Raw genomic sequence first — 17,250 nt, forward strand, 5'->3', positions numbered from 1 at the left:
TTTGAGATTTTGTGATTAAAATCCAGAAATCTAAAAATCCCTAAATCTCAAAATATTAGGATAACTGCTGCTGAATTAAAAATACAATGATGCCTGCCAGGTAACCTACAAGCGCTAACCATGCTATCTTTCGGAGGTACCAGAAGAAGTCAATTTTTTCAATGCCCATGGCCGCTACACCGGCTGCTGATCCAATGATGAGCATGCTACCTCCGGTACCGGCGCAATAGGCCAGAAACTGCCAAAAGAAATGATCAACCGGATACTGATCCAGACTATACATGCCCATAGAAGCCGCTACCAGCGGCACATTATCTACAATTGATGATAATACGCCAATGATAGCTACAATAATCACCGGATTACCTATCTGATGATCAAGGTAATGGGCCAGGTTTAACAGGGCGCCTATCGATTGCAGGGCCGCCACACTAATTAAAATGCCAAGAAAGAATAATATGCTGGGTGTATCTACCTTTCGCAAAGCGTATAACACACTTAAAAAATGTTTGTCCTGTGTATCTTTTTCATGATGAATGATCTCGGTAATAACCCACATAATACCCAGCCCCATTAACATACCCATATAGGGTGGCAAATGCGTAATGGTTTTAAATACCGGCACAAGCAATAATATCAATATACCCGTAACAAATACGATGTTCCTGTCCTTAACAGGTGTTTCGGGTTTATTGGTCTTTGCTTCTTCGGTTCCACCCAATTCAACCTCGCCGCGCATACGAAAAGTAAGTAATAACAAAGGCGCTATAACACAGGCCAGGGCCGGCAACAGTACTTTTATAATAGTTTGAGAAGTAGTGATGCGGCCTCCGATCCATAACATAGTGGTGGTAACATCGCCTATGGGCGACCAGGCGCCGCCTGCATTGGCGGCAATAATCACCATGCCGCAAAATAAAAGCCGGGCCTGCTTATTACGTATCAGCTTACGTATCAGCGACACCATTACAATGGCTGTTGTGAGATTATCTAATACGGCCGATAAAAAGAACGACAGCAATCCTATAAGCCATAGCAGCTTTGATTTCTTAGTGGTTTTTATACGGCTGGTTATAACTTCAAACCCATCGTGGGCATCGATCAGCTCAACAATGGTCATGGCGCCTAACAGAAAAAAAAGAATGCCTGCAATATCACCCAAATGACCGGTAAGCTGTTCGTTGACAATTTCTTTATTTGTGGCATTCAGCATATAGATGGTCCAGCACAACACGCCTGTAATAAGGGCCGAAGCCGCCTTATTCAGCCTGATGATATGCTCCATGGCAATGGCCAAATAGCCAAGAATAAAAACCACCAATATAACTGCTGTCATCAATTACTATATTGAATCATAAATTAAAAATGTCGAATAATGAGGTTGTTAAATTCATCATTCGACATTTGATATTCAATATTCTAAAGTTTAAATATTTAAACCACCGCAGGCGCTTAATACCTGGCCGGTGATGTACGAGCTCATGTCAGAAGCGAGGAACAAAGTTGTATTGGCTATTTCCTCGGCACTCCCAAAACGGCCTAACGGAATTTTTTCCAGAAATGCCTTTGCTCCTTCACCATCTTTCAGGTAATGGGTCATATCGGTTTCAACAAATCCCGGTGCAATGGCATTGCAACGGATATTGCGGCTTCCCAGCTCAAGGGCAACCGATTTGGTAAAGCCTATAATGCCTGCTTTACTGGCCGCATAACTGCTTTGACCTGCATTACCGCGAACTCCTACAATAGAGCTCATGTTTATAATTGAACCTTTTTTGGCTTTCATCATGGGGCGAATAACCTGTTTGGTCATGTTGAAAATGCTTTTCAGATTTACATTCATCACCTCGTCCCATTGTTCGGGCGAAAGCCGCAGTAATAAATTATCTTTCGATATGCCGGCGTTGTTAACGCAAACATCTACTGTACCAAATTCTTTCATTACATCATTCACAAAGGCTTCGCATTCGGCAAAATTACCGGCGTTGCTTTTATAGGCTTTGGATTTAACGCCCAATGCTTTTATTTTTTGTTCGAGCTGGGCTGCTTTTTCAGCGCTGCTGTCGCTAACATAAGTAAAGGCAACATGCGCCCCATGCTCGGCCAGTTTGTAAGCAATGGCTTCACCAATTCCCCGGGCAGCCCCGGTTACAATGGCAATTTTTCCTTCTAATAATTTCATAGTATCTTATTTGGGTGAGCAAAAGTACAGATAATGCTAATTGAAGTATCAACCGCAAAGTGAATTAAGCAATGAGATTAAAGAGAAAGTATCTCCTCAATATATTTCCTATCGTTGCTTAACCGGGGCACCTTATGCTGCCCGCCCAATTTTCCTTTGCTTTTTAGCCAGTTTGTAAATAAGCCCTTGGGCAGCGATTTTACAAGGGGTTTGCGCAGGGCGATATCTTTATACCGTTTGGCTTCATAATCGCTGTTTACGCTTTTGAGGGCGGAATCCAGTTCGGTTGTAAAAAGGTTCAGGTCGGCCGGTTCATTTTCAAACTCTATCAGCCATTCATGACCGCCGTTGCCGCTATCGCTGAAGTAAACCGGCCCGGCTGTATAATCGTTCACCACGGCCCCTGTTTTTTCACTGGCAAGAGCAATGGCTTTATCGGTATTGTCAACAATCACTTCTTCGCCAAAGGCATTGATAAAGTGTTTAACCCGGCCGCTCACTTTTATTTTAAACGGCCACAGCGAAGTAAACTGAACGGTATCGCCCAGCAAATACCGCCACAATCCGCCATTGGTGCTTATTACCATAGCGTAATTTTTTCCCAGCTCTACCTCCTGCAAACCGATCGTTTCGGGTTGTGGCTTACCATATTCTTCAATAGGCATAAACTCCATAAAAATGCCATGATCGGTAAACAGCAACATCCCTTCCTCGCCCGGTATATCCTGTGCGGCAAAAAAGCCTTCACTGGCATTGTACATTTCAAGATAGTTTATGGGCTTGCCAATAAGCTTTTGAAATTGTTCTTTGTAGGGTGTAAAAGATACGCCGCCATGCATGTATAACTCCAGGTTAGGCCACACTTCGGCCATAGTGCTTTTGCCGGTGAGTTCAAGTATGCGCCTGAATAAAACCAGCGTCCAGGTAGGTACGCCTGAAATAGAAGTAACATTTTCTTTTATGGTGCTGAAAGCCAGTTTTTCGATCTTATTTTCCCATTCATCCATCAGGGCAATGCTTAAATCGGGTACGCGTAGCCAATGCCCCCAGAAAGGTGAGTTTTGCAATAATACCGCGCTTAAATCGCCATACTGCGCATCGGCATTAAGCGGGTTAATGGTGTGGCTGCCGCCGATCACCAGCCCTTTGCCGGTTAACAGGTCTGAATCGGGATTAAACTGATAGTATAAGGTTAGAACGTCTTTGGCAGCTTTATAATGGCAGTCTTCGAGATTTTCGTCGGTTACGGGTATGAATTTACTTTTATCGCTGGTGGTGCCGCTGCTTTTGGCAAACCAGTAAACCGGTGTGTTCCAAAGCAGGTTTTGCTCGCCATGCATAATACGCTGAATATAGGGCCGCAGGTCTTCATATTCGTGAATAGGCACCGTTTGCTTGTACGATTTGATATTAAACAGCCCCGAAAAATTGTATTTTCTACCAAATTCAGTGTATTGGGCAGAAGTTACAAGGTCCTGTAATACCTCTCTCTGAGCATCTACCGGATTGCTTTTCCACCCTTCAATACGCCATAAGCGCATGCGGGCCAACGATGATATGGCAGGCGATAATAGTTTCACTATCGGCAAAATAAAGAATTATAATGATAAACCAGATAAAGGGAAATTAAGTTCAACCAAGTCGCCTTCTGAGGTATCTGCCTGAACGTTTAAAATGTATAACGGCAAGTATTTCTATTGTGCCGTTTTTAATTGTAAAGCAGATTTTATATGGAAATTTTTTTAATGAGAGTTTGCGTAAGGGTCTGTTTTTAAATATGAATGAACATGCTGAAGGGTTAATTGATAGCTTTTGAAGAGAATTATCAAATTCAATTATAAATTTTTCCGCAAGACCAGCTTGTTCCTTTTCGTACCATTCAGAAATTTTTTTTAAGTCACATCCCATGCCTCATTTGAGACAACTAAAAGATGTTTTTTCATTTTCCCTTAAACCTTTGAAGGAGTTTATCTTTTACTTCCTGCCAGGGATAAAATTTCATTTCGCCAGATTCATATTTTTGAAGCCGGCTGCGTAAAACCAACTCTTCCTCAAAGCCAATCTCATTGTCTAAAACAGCTCCGTCATCAATAGTATTCCACAACTCCTCAATTATTTTGAGCCGTTCGGCAACAGGAAGCTTTTTTATAGCAGAGATATCATACATGTTCTACAAATTACAAAAAATTCTCTTGTCCCGGTAATATTTTAAAATCACTTACTTTCCCGCATTTCCATGCCTTTAAGGGCTTCTTCGTGCAGGTAATCTTTACGTTTTAATTCAAAATTGCGGCCGAGATATAAACGGCGCACCTGTTCATTTTCGGCCAGCTCTTCGGCTGTACCGTGCTGAAATATTTTTCCATCTATGAGCAGGTAAGCGCGGTCGCAAATTGAAAGGGTTTCATTTACGTTATGGTCGGTGATCAAAATACCGATATTCTTATATTTCAGGCGGGCTACTACGGCCTGAATATCTTCCACCGCAATGGGGTCAACACCGGCAAATGGTTCATCCAGTAAAATAAATTTGGGATCTACAGCGAGCGCCCTGGCAATTTCGGTCCTTCGACGTTCGCCACCGCTGAGCGAGTCGCCATTATTTTTTCGAACATGGTGCAAACGAAACTCATCAAGCAGGGCCTCGAGCTTTTCGCGCTGTTTGGCCTTTGGCAAATTGGTCATTTCGAGCACCGACTTAATATTGTCTTCAACACTGAGTTTGCGAAATACCGAAGCTTCCTGCGGCAGGTAACCAATACCCATCTGGGCACGCTTATACATGGGCAGTTTGGTGATCTCTTGCTGATCAAGAAAAACCTTGCCTTCATCGGGTTTTATTAAACCAACCACCATGTAGAATGTAGTGGTTTTACCGGCTCCGTTCGGACCCAGCAACCCTACTATTTCGCCCTGTTTTACATTTACCGAAACATGATTTACAACGGTACGGTTACGGTAAATTTTTACAAGTTCCTGTGTATTAATCTCGCTGATCAATTCTTATTAAGGTTTCCGGCAAAAATACCGGAACTAATCCAAATAGCCGGCTTCCATTACGGTAATTTAACAGGTATTTGCCATACGGAATTCCTGCGTTATGTTTGCAGGCCGGTTTATATGGCATAAAACACGCATTTTTGCCTAATGGCCTGACTTTTCAAAAATCAGGCGCCGAATTATTTCATAAAAAATAAAAGAATATGCAAGGCAGCACCAGGGAATTGTTTCCCGGTAATGAATAAAAGGGTGCCGCTTTAGAAAAACAGCCATAATTCACATGAAAGTTATCGACCACATTCGTCAGGCAAACAATACGCTTATATCGTTTGAAATATTACCCCCGCTGAAAGGTAAAACCATCAATTCGATCTATGAACATCTTGATCCCCTGATGGAATTTAAGCCGGCTTTTATTAATGTTACCTACCACCGCAGTGAGCATGTATTTAAAAAGAAAGCCGATGGCACTTTCGATAAAGTGGAGGTTCGCAAACGTCCGGGTACGGTTGGTATTTGCGCTGCCTTAATGAACCATTACCGGGTAGATGCCGTTCCGCACCTGATCTGTGGTGGTTTTAACAAGCGCGAAACCGAAGACGCCCTTATTGACCTGCATTTTATTGGAGTAGATAATGTTCTGGTATTACGGGGCGATGCAGCCAAAAATGAAACGATTTTTGAACCTGAACAAGGAGGCAACTCCTACGCAATTGATTTATTGAAACAGGTAGTAAACCTGAATACCGGCATTTATCTTGAAGAAGATATACGCGATGGATTTCGCACCAACTTTTGTATTGGCGTGGCCGGCTATCCCGAAAAACATTTCGAATCACCCAATCTGCAAACCGATATTGCCTTTTTGAAAGCTAAGGTTGCTGCGGGCGCCGATTATATTGTAACCCAAATGTTTTTCGATAACCAGAAGTATTTTGAATTTGTAAAGCGCTGTCGCGAAAACGGTATTACCATACCCATCATCCCCGGTTTAAAACCTATAACCAGTAAAAAACAGTTATCGGTTATTCCGCGCACTTTTCATGTTGATATTCCCGACGACCTCAGTAACGAGGTTATGCAATGCAAAAGCGATGCAGATGTTGAAAAGGTAGGAACAGAGTGGCTGCTGCTGCAATCGAAAGAACTGAAAAAAGCTGGTGTGCCGGTATTGCATTACTACACCCTTGGAAAACCCAAAGTGATCTGGAATGCAGTAAAGGAAATTGTTTAAGCTTATCAGGTTAAAAAAATTTAGGGTTCAGCCTTGCTCCGATGCAAGGCTGAACCCTTTAGTTTAAACCATATTTTAAAAGAACAAACAAACTTCATGATCAGAAAAGCAGGTTTTAATGAACTGTTGGCAGCTCTTTTTCTGATCGGTTCAGCAATTGGTTTATACTTTCAGTTCAGCTACCACAAATTCCTGAATAATGATACGCTGGCGTATATAAATATTGCAGAATTATATGCAGATGGTGACTGGTCGCATGCAATTAATGCATTTTGGTCGCCTTTGTATTCCTGGATATTGTGTTTTTGTAAACTCGCCGGCCTGCCGCTTTTGCAATGTTGCTATGTAATAAATTTTGTTGTGGCAGGTGTTGGCTTATATTTTATATGCCAAATAGCGCAACGTTATATAAAGCACCCTTTGTTTTATATAGCGTTTACCATTAATGCACTATTGCTGTTGCTGTTTTATGCTATGTCGTGCCTGACACCCGATCTGATGGGAACCGTTTTTTGTTTATGGTTCCTTAAGCTGGTGACAGATGAACAATTTTCTTTCAGCAATAAATTGCCGTTGATAGCAGGGATAGTGGCTGCCTGCATGTATTTTTCCAAATTATACAACTTTATAGCTATACACTTTTTTTTGGGAGGAGCAATACTTTGTGGATTGATCAAAAAGAACCCTTCCAAATCAAAACAAATAATTCAATTAATAAAAACATACGCTGCTTTTATATTCCTTTCTTCAATATGGATCGGGATTCAAAGTATTCATGGAAAGAAACTGATTTTTAACACTGTGGGCCGGTTCAATTATAATTATGTAGGCCCATTATACGGAAAACAATATCCGACTAATGTTCAATTATATCCACCACCCTTTGAAAAAGCCTATTGTGCTCATACAAACCCCGAACACCTTTTAGATGCTTACGATTGGTCTCCATTTAAAAGTTCCCTCTTTTTCAGATATCAGCTACAACTGGTAAAAAATAATATAAAACAGGTCTTTAATTATCTTGATAGCACCGGAGCTAAATGGTTGCTATTAGCTGCTTCCTTACTTATAGTTATAGTAAACCGAAAAAAAATTAAACCGCTTCCTGAAGACATTTTCAAAATTGCGTGGCTCTTTTTCTGTTATCCTCTTTTATATTTACCCGTGTTTGTTCTCGACAGGCACATAATAGTATGTATAATTCTTTTTCATTTTATTCTCTTTTTTGCTTTACAACTATCCTGGGGATTTGTAAATAAAAAAATTCTTTTGCCGATAATTATCGTTTTATTAGTCATTGGCGCAGTTCCGTTTGCGCAAAGAGCACAACAAAAATTAGTATATAGTTCAGGAGAATACAGATATCATAAAAGTTTTTATAAGCAACTTTCTAAAATTTCATTTTTACAAAATCAAAAGATTGCTTCTGATATATATACCGAGGTAGAAGCAATGCAATTTTGTTATTATTTCAAATGCAGTTATTACAGCACCTGGGCAGATCATCAATTCAATTCTCTTAAACAATATAATATCCGGTATGTAATAGCAAAAAAAGACCAGGCATCCTTTCCTTTTCTTCATTTAAAGGAAAAAATGCCTGGTGAAAAAGAAACGATTTACATATACGAGGTACAGTAAATCTATCGTGATAGCGTTGTTTTTATAATTTAAACCCTACCGAAATACTCAGCACCCGGTGCTTGTTCTTATTGTCATCGCTGCTGTTTGAACCTGATTGCAATTTGGCAAGTCCGTAGCCATAGTTCAACGCAATCATGCCACTTCCTAATTGAAAGCCTGCCGTACCGTTCAAACCATAATCAAATCTTCTCATAACACCCAGTCCGGAACCTTCTTCATTATTGAACGTTGAAGGATCATCATTGCTGAACTCAATATTTTCTTTGCTGCTGTAGGCTACACCCAGCGTTTTGCCTTCGATTTTACGTTTTCCGGCAACGCCAATGGCAATGTACGGACCAGCACCCACAAAGAAGTTTGATCCTTTTACAGCTAACGGTATTTTAAATACGCCGTTTACCGGTAATTCGATGTACAAAGGATTGGTAGTGGCTTTGTAATAAGTAAGGTCGGTTGAGTTGCCGCTTTGAAGTTTACTGCCCTTACCGGTGAACAACAAGCCAGACTGAATAGCAAAGACCTTTGCTATGGTAAAGTCGCCCATTAAACCAACATGAAATGAAGTTAACATATTGGCATCGTTTACCTCGCCGTTACTGTTGTAGGAAACATTGGCAAAGTTTACACCACCTTTAAGCCATGCTGAGCTTTCCTGTGCAAATGAAGTTAAACTGATACAACTGATAGCTAATAAATAACCAAATCGCTTTGCTAACATAAGTAGTTGTTTTAAATGGGGTTAAGATTAAGTTTTTTTTAGACTACGACAAAAGTCCAAAGTTTAAAACTACTTAGGCAAAGTTTTTACAACTACTTCATTTATAACTATGGGGTATTTCTTTTTTAATTCAGCCACCCATTTTTCTTCAAGATAAACCTGGTAATCATTAATCACAAAACCACGTGCATCGGCAAAGCTCCGCGGCTGGCGGTTAGGGTACAACTTTACGATGTATGCAAAAGCAACCGATTGATCGGTTTCATTTTTTACATTGGCAGTAATTAAACCTTCGGTGAAATTAGTTCTGTCAACAACAGGTATTTGTCCCAGCTCAAAACGGCCCGAATCGCCCTGCAACTGACCGTTGCTGTTATCGATGTATTTCTGCCAGCTTTTATAATTCTCTTTTAATTTATTTCTGGTTTCTTCGGCAAATTTTTCGTTGCTGGCAGTTAAAATAATGGCATCGGCGCTGCTTTCCCACCAATATTTATCTTTATGTGCTGCATAATATTTTTGCAGACCAACGCTATCGGTGGCAGCCACATCCCATATTTTACGCTGCATGATCTCAAACAACAAATTACCTTCTTTAAACTCGTTTAACTGGTAAGCAAACTCTTTATTATATTCTTCAAGATGGGCGCGGTAATAATCAAAAGCGCTGGTTTCAACAAATTCGTCGAACAATTGCTGTTTGGTTTTACCTGCTTTTATGTTTTCGTAATTGCGAATCGTTTCGAGGTAGTTTTGCCACTCTTTCAGCGTAATTGTTTTTTTGGTAAATGAAAACAACGCTGTTTTAGGGTTCAGATCAGAAAATGCAGGATGGGTTTTGTTCAGCAACACACTATCGGTGACTGTAAACAAATGGCTTTCGTTCACTACATTTTTTTTGTACCCGGTAACCTTCATGATGCTTTTAAGCAACATCTTTTTCGATACCTGCATGCGGTCGCTTTGCATTACCCGCTGTTTTACTTCTTCTTTTGCGGCGGCGTTAGCGGTATCGGCAACGGCCGGTTTATGCTGTAAGCGTTTTATGATATGATAGCCGTAGCCTGTTAAAACCGGTTGGCTGATTTCGCCATCTTTTTTTAATGCAAAAGCCGCATTTTCAAAAGCAGGATCATACTGTCCTACACCAAACTCCATCATTTCGCCGGCGTTCTGCCAGGTAAGATTATCATTACTAAACTGCTTTGTGAGTATATTAAAATCACCTCCCTTTGTCAATACATTGTAAATAGAATCTGCTTTTTGCTTTGTTTGCTGCTTTTGTTCTTCTGTAGCATTGGGAGGGAATGACAATAATATCTGGGCTGCTTTCATTTTTCCAAACGCTTCTCTTTCGCCCAGCACTTTAAAAATATGAAACCCGGCTTTGCTGCGTACCGGTGCTGAAAATTTACCAACCGTTGTTGAATACACTACATTTTCCAGCTCATACGGCAATACCAGGGATGTAATATATCCTATATCGCCTTTATTTTCTGCTGCCGACGGGTCTTCAGATATTTCAGTAGCGAGCTTTGTAAAATCAAAACCCTTTTGCAGCTGGTTGTATGCCGCATTTATTTTATCCTGCGCTGCCCGCACTTCGTTATCGGTAGCATCTTTTTTAACAGCCACAAAAATGTGGGCCAGATGAATATCTTTTTTACTGCGAATGATGGCTTCAGCGATCAATTCGTTTAAGCTGGCATCGTCTTTTATATAAGAATCTACTACCTGGTTGCGAAAGCTTTGTAATTCGGCTTGCTGATTGGCCATTGTATCGAGCCTCATATCAAGCGCTGCTTTAACTTTCAGCTTAAAGCGAACGTACAGCTCCAGATAATCTTTGTACGATTTATCAGAAGCCTGGCTTTCTGTATTGTTTTTTCGGTAGGCTTTTAAAAATTCATCTTTGGTAACCGGTTTGCCGCCATAGGTAAACAACGTTTGTGTATATCCGGTGGCTGCTGTGCAAATCAGTGATATAGCCACCACAGCTTTACTGATAACAGTCATAAGCTTTAGTTAGGTTTTTTATTTTTTAGTTTAAGATCTATCACTTCATTCAGTTGCAGGTAGGTCAATTTTTTAGCTATGATGTTTTTATTCTTATCTAACAAATACAAAATGGGTGTTTGATACACATCATACAACTGGCGAAAGCTGGGCTTACCTGCCGCTTCATCGGCCGATTGCTGCGAAGGTAGCTGATAAACATGTATCCAGCCATTGAGGTTATGATCGCTGATGAACTTTTTCCAAAGATCCTTGCCACCATCTACCATTACGCCGTATACCGACACGCCTTCTTTTTTCCATTTTGCCTGGTAAATTGAGTCAACCTTAGGTACCGTTTCCTTACAATGGCTACAGGTGGGGTCCCAAAAACAAACTACTGTAAAATCGCTTTGAATATTGTATAAGGGTGTTGGCTTGTCTAAGCTATCTACCATTTCAAGGTTCGCAGCCGGTTGTCCAATGAGGTTAGCCATTAAACTATAGGCCCGTTTAAACATAAAATCTTTATACTGCTGCGTAAAAAAATCGGCCTGACCGGTATTGATGTATTTTTCAAACAGGTGAACAAATACGGCATCCTGCCCCATGTACTCGGGATTGATGTACTTCTGTACAAAATGAACCAGTAAAAATTTAAACATTTCGCTATTTATCCTTGCGTACAATAGCATATGATCAACTTCCTCGTTAATTGAATCGGGTTGCGGCACAACCAGCTCTTTATAATATTTTTCGAGTTTGGCTTCAAAAAAAGGTGTTCGTACCAGGCGGCCATCGCTGAATGAAACGCCATCCCAGTAATGCGATTTATAATACCGGTATGCAAACAGGGTATCGTATTTGCCGCCGGGTTGCTGTGCAGCAGGAGGAATAACCGGTTCTTTCATGGCCTGGAACAACGCCGTTAAAAAAGAAGCGGGGTTCTTTGCGACCATGCTATCGCGATAGGTTTGCATTCTATCGGTAAGTATTTTAAGCCGGCTTCTCAGCTTTGCCGAATCTTTGGCAGTTTTGGCCTGGCTAAAATCACCGTTTGTTTTATTGATGTCGCGGCCAATGTCGTTCGTAAACCGGGTATAGGTTTGAAACAAGGTGTTTTCGGGAGTTCCTGTAAAAACTACATTACTGGGCAATGAGGCCGAATCGGCCGAAATAGAAAATTGCTGTTGTTTGTCGATCAGTAATTCGAACAGGATTTCTTTACGGGGCGAAACAATGAAATATATACCGCCTGAAAGAGGCTCTTTTCCCTTAAATACGCCCTTACTGTTGCCATCGAGCAGGGTCGAATCGGCCAGGGCTTTTACTTTACCATAGTAGTACCCGAGGTAAATCCAGGTATTCTTATAAGGTTTTAAAGTAATGGGAATGTTATAACCGGTTTGTGCTACAGCTAACGTACAGCTTATCAACAGAATAGCCAGCGATAAAATTCTTTTCATAAGTGTTGCAATAACAGAAAAAATGCCTGATATATTGTTCTATAGAACGCTTTAGTTGTTAAGTTCTTGTGAAGTTGACAAGTTAAACAGTTTACCGGTTTACAAGTAAGTAAAACCGGGTAACCTTTTTATCCTGTGAACTTATCAATTCGTCAACTTTTCAACTATTTAATTTGCCGCCTTCTTAACTTGTCAACTAATCAACCTGTCAACCTATCAACTTATCAGCTAATTTTACAGCGCGTACAAATATAAGCCATCCTAGCTCAGCTGGCCAGAGCGGTTGATTCGTAATCAACAGGTCGGGGGTTCGACTCCCCTGGATGGCTCTGGAACCAAAGGTGAGCCATCCGCCAATAGTCGGATGACCCACCTTTTTGGTGTGGTCTCTTTTTAATATCATAATTTTTAATTGATCAATGAAACTTAGCCATCTTTCAGAAACATTAATCGGGTCAGAAATTGTAAAACTGGGCGGAGAAATACGCGATAAAATCCGGCAGGGCGAAAAGATTTATAATTTTACGGTAGGCGATTTTGATCCTGCCATTTTTCCCATTCCCAAAGAGCTTGAAGAAGAGATCATCACTGCATACCGCCAACATTTCACCAATTATCCGGCAGCAGAGGGCAATATCGATTTACGCGAGGCAATCGCTCATTTTTTGAAAGAACGCGAGCAATTAAATTATTCCATACCCGAAATACTGGTGGCTTCGGGCGGCCGTCCGCTGATTTATTCGTTGTACCGGGCCATTTGCGATAAAGAAGATAAGGTTATTTATGCAGTGCCCTCATGGAACAATAACCATTATACGCATTTCGTGGGCGCCGAACACGTGGTAGTGGAAGCAAGAGCCGAAAACAATTTTATGCCGGTAGCTGATGATATTCGTCCTCATTTGAAAGGCGCTACTTTACTGGCTTTGTGCTCGCCTCAAAATCCCACCGGCACCACGTTTACCAAAGAACATCTCGAAGCGATTTGTGATATGGTTCTTGAAGAAAACAACCGCCGCGGCGATCACGAAAAAAAGCTATATGTGATGTACGACCAAATGTACTGGCAGCTTACGTTTGGCGATATCGAACATTATAATCCGGTTTCGCTGAACCCGGCCATGCAACCATATACCATTTTTATTGATGCCATCAGTAAGGTGTTTGCAGCTACCGGTGTACGGGTTGGCTGGGCCTTTGGACCGAAAATTATTCTCGACAAAATGAAGGCCATCCTTAGCCATGTGGGCGCCTGGGCGCCGATGGCCGAACAAAAAGCCTGTGCGCGCTTTTTGTACAATACACAGGCGATTGATACTTACCTCAAACATTTTAAGTCGGAAGTTGAGGTGCGGTTACGGAATATTTATGATGGATTACAACAATTAAAATCTGAAGGTTTGCCGGTAGATGCCATTGCACCGCAGGCAGCCATATATCTTACCATAAAGATCGACCTGGCGGGTAAAAAAACTGCGGGAGGAAAGCTGTTGCAACAGCAAAGCGATGTTACCGCCTACCTGCTGAACGAAGCCAAACTGGCCGTTGTTCCGTTTTATGCATTCGGGGCCGATAAAAGCTCGCCCTGGTATCGCCTAAGCGTTGGTACCTGTAAAAAAGAAGAGATCAGTGAAATGATTGAGCAGTTGAGAGCGGCGTTGAAAAAACTTGCCTAAAGTAATATCGAATAATGAATATCCAATTTTGAATGCAGAAGGAAATACAACTGCAAAATAAAAAAGAGATAAAGTGAACACGGATTCTCTTTATCTCTTTTCTATTATAATTTATAACTCTAATTCTTATTGCATATAAATACGAAAGGCTTTATTTCATCCTTTTCGAATATCTTTTGTAACTGCGATTTACTGGTAAGCACGCGATATTTTTGCAAATCAAATACTTCATGGGCAATGCAAAAATTATCTGCCGTTTCAAACCTAAGCAGCAGCCTGTTGAGCTGATTGAGCTCATGTTGCATAGCTTCTTTGTTTGAAAAGGCTTCCTTAACAAGTACAAGCAAATCGCGGTTAGAGTTTTTCATTTTGGTCAGGCTTTAATAACCTACAAAACCCCTGTTTAAACCACAGCCGCATTTTTTCGAAGAACCGCCGCCACTGATGCGATTACCCGAACTGCAACTGGTAATAACCAGGCTGATAATTAATAATACAAAAATCACAGAATAGCTTACTTTCTTCATATACTTGGTTCTTACTAAATTAAACTATTTTACCAACAAATTAGTATCTGAAATTGAGCGAAACCACCAATTTTAACACCGCGGGCGCGCGTGGTCGAAAAAAACCCGTCGTTTTACTATCGCCGTTGGATTGGGGATTAGGCCATACTACCCGTTGCATTCCCATCATTCACGAACTCATACGCCTTGGCTGCGAGGTTATTATTGCCTGTAATTCAACTCAAAAACTGTTGTTGCAACAGGAATTTCCGCAGCTCTCGTACGAGCATTTGCAAGGCTATGATTTAAGGTATGGGAAAACAAGGTGGGGTACGCCAGGTCGAATTTTTCTTCAGCTACCAAAAATATTGATCAAAATCAATAACGAAAACAGGTGGTTAAATATTTTTCTGAAAAGGCGGCCGGTTGATATAATTATTTCCGACAATCGTTTCGGATTCTATTCCAGATCGGTTGAATCTGTTTTTATCACGCACCAGCTATGCATAAAAACCGGTATGGGCAACCTGACCGACCGTTTTGTGCAATGGCTCAACTATCGCAAAATTGCCAGGTTTGCCACCTGCTGGGTGCCCGATTTTAAAGGAGTCAATGCTTTGGCAGGGGAATTATCGAATCCCGCTAAGCTGCCACCGGTTACGGTTCAGTATTTAGGAGGACTTTCGCGTTTGCAACCCTGTTCAAACTATCATAGTCCGGAGCCGCTTGACCTGTTAATCATTCTTTCAGGGCCCGAGCCGCAACGCACCATTTTTGAAAATAAATTGTTGATCAACTTACAGGAATATAAAGGTCGTGCAGTGTTGGTGCGCGGACTGCCCCAGCGTGAGCACGCCATTGAGCAAAAAGGCACTGTTACCATTTACAATCATGCGCCGGTAAGCGAAATAAATAAACTGATCTGCAGCGCCCGATATATTATCAGCCGGGGTGGTTATACAACTATTATGGATTTGATGAAACTGGGTAAAAAAAGCATTGTAGTGCCAACGCCGGGGCAGGCCGAACAGGAATACCTTGCTTTATATCTTTCCCAAAAACAGGTTGTGCACCATTCGAACCAGGCTGATTTTTCATTACAGCATGTTCTGCGTAACGCCCCTGGTTTTCTGCAGCAGCAATTGACACCATTGCCGATGGACGCCTATAAGCAGGTGGTTTATCAGCTGGTTGAACAATTCAGTAAAGAGGATTAATGACTCCGACTCACTGTGCTTTCGGAAAATCAAAAAACCAATATTGTTTTTGGGCATCTTTAAACTGCTTCCAGTCCTGTATATCGGCTTTTATTGCAAATATGGAGCAGGTGGGCATGTCATCGACCCGTACATCGGTCAATTCGTTGGCAAACTCGGTAATACCGGGGTTATGTGAAAACAGGGCAATAGTATTTGCTTTGGAAGGGGCATTGGCAATGGCTGCATAAAAAGCCCCGGTGGCCGGCAGATATAAATCAGGCACCAGAATAATTTCATCCTTATCGCCCTCAAATTCTTTTACAAAAAGCGCTGCGGTTTTGCGGGCCCTTTTGGCGGGACTTGAAATAAAAGCATCGATGAAAACATTTCTATCAACAAGCCGTTTAGCCATTCGGGGAGCATCTTCTTTACCACGAGCATTTAACGGGCGATCAAAATCCGATACACCGGCATCATCCCAACTGCTTTTCGCATGCCTGACGAGAATAACTGATTTCATTTAATTGGTTTTTTATCAAGGATACCCGGAATTTATATGCCACTCAGGTTGTTCCTAAAAATATAATAGGGGGAATAAAATCCCCCTAAAAATAATGAGTTCGATCAAAGGAATCAGAAATTTAACAGGCCTGTTACTAATGGTCCCTCATAGGAAGCTAAACGGTCGGCAAGCCAATAGTGCCACAAATACTTTGCCAAATGCATTTAGTTGCAAGGGAAAGTACGTAGTAAAATGATGTATTTATCAACAGAAAAGATCGGAAAATTACAATCCGCTTGAGTTAATATAGTTAATAAGGGAGGCTGTGTTCTTTACTTTTAATTTTTTCAGAATGTTATGCCTGTGAACTTCAACCGTTTTAATTGAGATGGCTAATTTATCGGCTATCTCTTTCGACGATAATCCGTTTCTGATGAGGTTGATTACTTCGATTTCGCGTTCAGACAGCTGGTTCAAACCATCTGCGGCCTCATCTTCATTCATCATTTGATCAGAAAGAATATTTTTTACTTCCTGGCATATGTAAACATTACCTGCCTGTACCTGTTGAATGGCATCAAGCATTTCTTTTCGGGGTGAATTTTTGGTTACATAGCCTCTGGCGCCAAGCCGCAGCATTTTTTTGGCGTAGGCGGGTTGTGAGTGCATAGATACTGCAATGACCTTTGAACCGGGAGATAGTTTGCGGATCATTTTTAAAATGTCGAACCCGTTCAGGGGCGACATGTTAATATCGAGCAATACAATGTTGGGGCGTTTATCTCTGGCAATTTCAATGGCTCGCTGACCGTCGCCCAGCTCGGCAATAACCTCCAGTTCTTCGTTCCTGCCTAATAAATATGACCAGGTTTCACGAATTAAGGTGTGATCATCTACAATCATAATGGTAATCTTACTCATACGATGTTTTTTTCAGTAGTGTGTGAATGAACTTTTAATCTGCACAACGGCACGCAAAAACAGCCAAAACTGTTTTGTTTGAGACCTTTTTGTACAACTACTAATGTATGAGTCTTATACCGTTGTTTTCTGCCGGGTATCGAAGATGGAGTTACATATATTCCCGTACCTGATATTAAGCATTTTTTCTGATATAATCAAACCTGA

At 41.2% G+C, this 17,250-nt stretch carries 17 protein-coding genes and 1 tRNA gene; 5 read left to right on the plus strand and 13 right to left on the minus strand.

Going from position 1 to position 17,250, the window contains the following annotated elements; translation table 11 throughout:
• Nucleotides 1-55: 55 nt before the first annotated feature.
• The 6 genes from nhaD to lptB form a co-directional block, all read right to left on the minus strand.
• Entirely contained in the window at nucleotides 56-1,336 is a 1,281-nt protein-coding gene (nhaD, locus tag AC59IL_RS09470) for a sodium:proton antiporter NhaD (protein WP_496551872.1), read from the minus strand.
• Between the two features lie 90 nt (nucleotides 1,337-1,426).
• Nucleotides 1,427-2,182 carry a 3-oxoacyl-[acyl-carrier-protein] reductase gene (fabG, locus tag AC59IL_RS09475; protein ID WP_496551873.1) on the minus strand — a complete coding sequence of 252 codons (756 nt, stop codon included), beginning with the start codon at nucleotides 2,180-2,182 and terminating at the stop codon, nucleotides 1,427-1,429.
• A 77-nt stretch (nucleotides 2,183-2,259) separates the two neighbouring features.
• Nucleotides 2,260-3,762 carry a GH3 auxin-responsive promoter family protein gene (locus AC59IL_RS09480; RefSeq protein ID WP_496551874.1) on the minus strand — a complete coding sequence of 501 codons (1,503 nt, stop codon included), beginning with the start codon at nucleotides 3,760-3,762 and terminating at the stop codon, nucleotides 2,260-2,262.
• Nucleotides 3,763-3,814: 52 nt separating this feature from the next.
• On the minus strand, nucleotides 3,815-4,090 hold the full coding sequence (locus AC59IL_RS09485; protein ID WP_496551875.1) for a type II toxin-antitoxin system RelE/ParE family toxin: 276 nt from the start codon (nucleotides 4,088-4,090) through the stop codon (nucleotides 3,815-3,817).
• A gap of 31 nt (nucleotides 4,091-4,121) precedes the next feature.
• On the minus strand, nucleotides 4,122-4,349 hold the full coding sequence (locus tag AC59IL_RS09490) for an addiction module protein (protein WP_496551876.1): 228 nt from the start codon (nucleotides 4,347-4,349) through the stop codon (nucleotides 4,122-4,124).
• 47 nt (nucleotides 4,350-4,396) lie between these two features.
• Complete coding sequence (lptB, locus tag AC59IL_RS09495) at nucleotides 4,397-5,182, minus strand: LPS export ABC transporter ATP-binding protein (protein ID WP_496551877.1); 786 nt, start codon at nucleotides 5,180-5,182, stop codon at nucleotides 4,397-4,399.
• A gap of 280 nt (nucleotides 5,183-5,462) precedes the next feature.
• Between lptB and AC59IL_RS09500 the strand changes: the two genes are divergently transcribed.
• Both AC59IL_RS09500 and AC59IL_RS09505 read left to right on the plus strand, forming a co-directional pair.
• Entirely contained in the window at nucleotides 5,463-6,416 is a 954-nt protein-coding gene (locus AC59IL_RS09500) for a methylenetetrahydrofolate reductase (protein ID WP_496551878.1), read from the plus strand.
• A 96-nt stretch (nucleotides 6,417-6,512) separates the two neighbouring features.
• Nucleotides 6,513-8,057 (plus strand): hypothetical protein, encoded by a 1,545-nt coding sequence (locus AC59IL_RS09505; protein ID WP_496551879.1) that lies wholly within the window; start codon nucleotides 6,513-6,515, stop codon nucleotides 8,055-8,057.
• A 22-nt stretch (nucleotides 8,058-8,079) separates the two neighbouring features.
• Here the strand turns inward: AC59IL_RS09505 and AC59IL_RS09510 are convergent, their stop codons facing one another.
• The 3 genes from AC59IL_RS09510 to AC59IL_RS09520 form a co-directional block, all read right to left on the minus strand.
• Nucleotides 8,080-8,778, minus strand: a complete 699-nt coding sequence (locus AC59IL_RS09510; protein WP_496551880.1) for an outer membrane beta-barrel protein — start codon at nucleotides 8,776-8,778, stop codon at nucleotides 8,080-8,082.
• A 69-nt stretch (nucleotides 8,779-8,847) separates the two neighbouring features.
• Nucleotides 8,848-10,794, minus strand: a complete 1,947-nt coding sequence (locus AC59IL_RS09515) for a peptidylprolyl isomerase (protein ID WP_496551881.1) — start codon at nucleotides 10,792-10,794, stop codon at nucleotides 8,848-8,850.
• A gap of 5 nt (nucleotides 10,795-10,799) precedes the next feature.
• Nucleotides 10,800-12,239 carry a DUF5106 domain-containing protein gene (locus AC59IL_RS09520; RefSeq protein WP_496551882.1) on the minus strand — a complete coding sequence of 480 codons (1,440 nt, stop codon included), beginning with the start codon at nucleotides 12,237-12,239 and terminating at the stop codon, nucleotides 10,800-10,802.
• Nucleotides 12,240-12,494: 255 nt separating this feature from the next.
• Here AC59IL_RS09520 and AC59IL_RS09525 point away from each other — a divergent pair.
• Together AC59IL_RS09525 and AC59IL_RS09530 are read left to right on the plus strand one after the other, a co-directional pair.
• Nucleotides 12,495-12,568 (plus strand) — tRNA-Thr (locus AC59IL_RS09525).
• A 90-nt stretch (nucleotides 12,569-12,658) separates the two neighbouring features.
• Nucleotides 12,659-13,915 (plus strand): pyridoxal phosphate-dependent aminotransferase, encoded by a 1,257-nt coding sequence (locus tag AC59IL_RS09530; protein WP_496551883.1) that lies wholly within the window; start codon nucleotides 12,659-12,661, stop codon nucleotides 13,913-13,915.
• A gap of 119 nt (nucleotides 13,916-14,034) precedes the next feature.
• Here the strand turns inward: AC59IL_RS09530 and AC59IL_RS09535 are convergent, their stop codons facing one another.
• Both AC59IL_RS09535 and AC59IL_RS09540 read right to left on the minus strand, forming a co-directional pair.
• Nucleotides 14,035-14,283 carry a hypothetical protein gene (locus tag AC59IL_RS09535; protein WP_496551884.1) on the minus strand — a complete coding sequence of 83 codons (249 nt, stop codon included), beginning with the start codon at nucleotides 14,281-14,283 and terminating at the stop codon, nucleotides 14,035-14,037.
• 12 nt (nucleotides 14,284-14,295) lie between these two features.
• Nucleotides 14,296-14,442: a hypothetical protein gene (locus tag AC59IL_RS09540; protein ID WP_496551885.1), complete on the minus strand. Its 147-nt coding sequence runs from the start codon at nucleotides 14,440-14,442 to the stop codon at nucleotides 14,296-14,298.
• Nucleotides 14,443-14,495: 53 nt separating this feature from the next.
• Here AC59IL_RS09540 and AC59IL_RS09545 point away from each other — a divergent pair, with 53 nt between their 5' ends.
• Nucleotides 14,496-15,638, plus strand: a complete 1,143-nt coding sequence (locus AC59IL_RS09545) for a glycosyltransferase (RefSeq protein ID WP_496551886.1) — start codon at nucleotides 14,496-14,498, stop codon at nucleotides 15,636-15,638.
• A 10-nt stretch (nucleotides 15,639-15,648) separates the two neighbouring features.
• On the opposite strand, the gene AC59IL_RS09550 is transcribed toward AC59IL_RS09545, so the two are convergent.
• Together AC59IL_RS09550 and AC59IL_RS09555 are read right to left on the minus strand one after the other, a co-directional pair.
• Nucleotides 15,649-16,140 (minus strand): SixA phosphatase family protein, encoded by a 492-nt coding sequence (locus AC59IL_RS09550; RefSeq protein WP_496551887.1) that lies wholly within the window; start codon nucleotides 16,138-16,140, stop codon nucleotides 15,649-15,651.
• A 267-nt stretch (nucleotides 16,141-16,407) separates the two neighbouring features.
• Nucleotides 16,408-17,043, minus strand: coding sequence for a response regulator (locus AC59IL_RS09555; RefSeq protein ID WP_496551888.1), 636 nt, complete (start codon nucleotides 17,041-17,043; stop codon nucleotides 16,408-16,410).
• Nucleotides 17,044-17,250 lie beyond the last annotated feature (207 nt).

The sequence above is a fragment of the Niastella sp. sgz303648 genome (assembly GCF_059587045.1).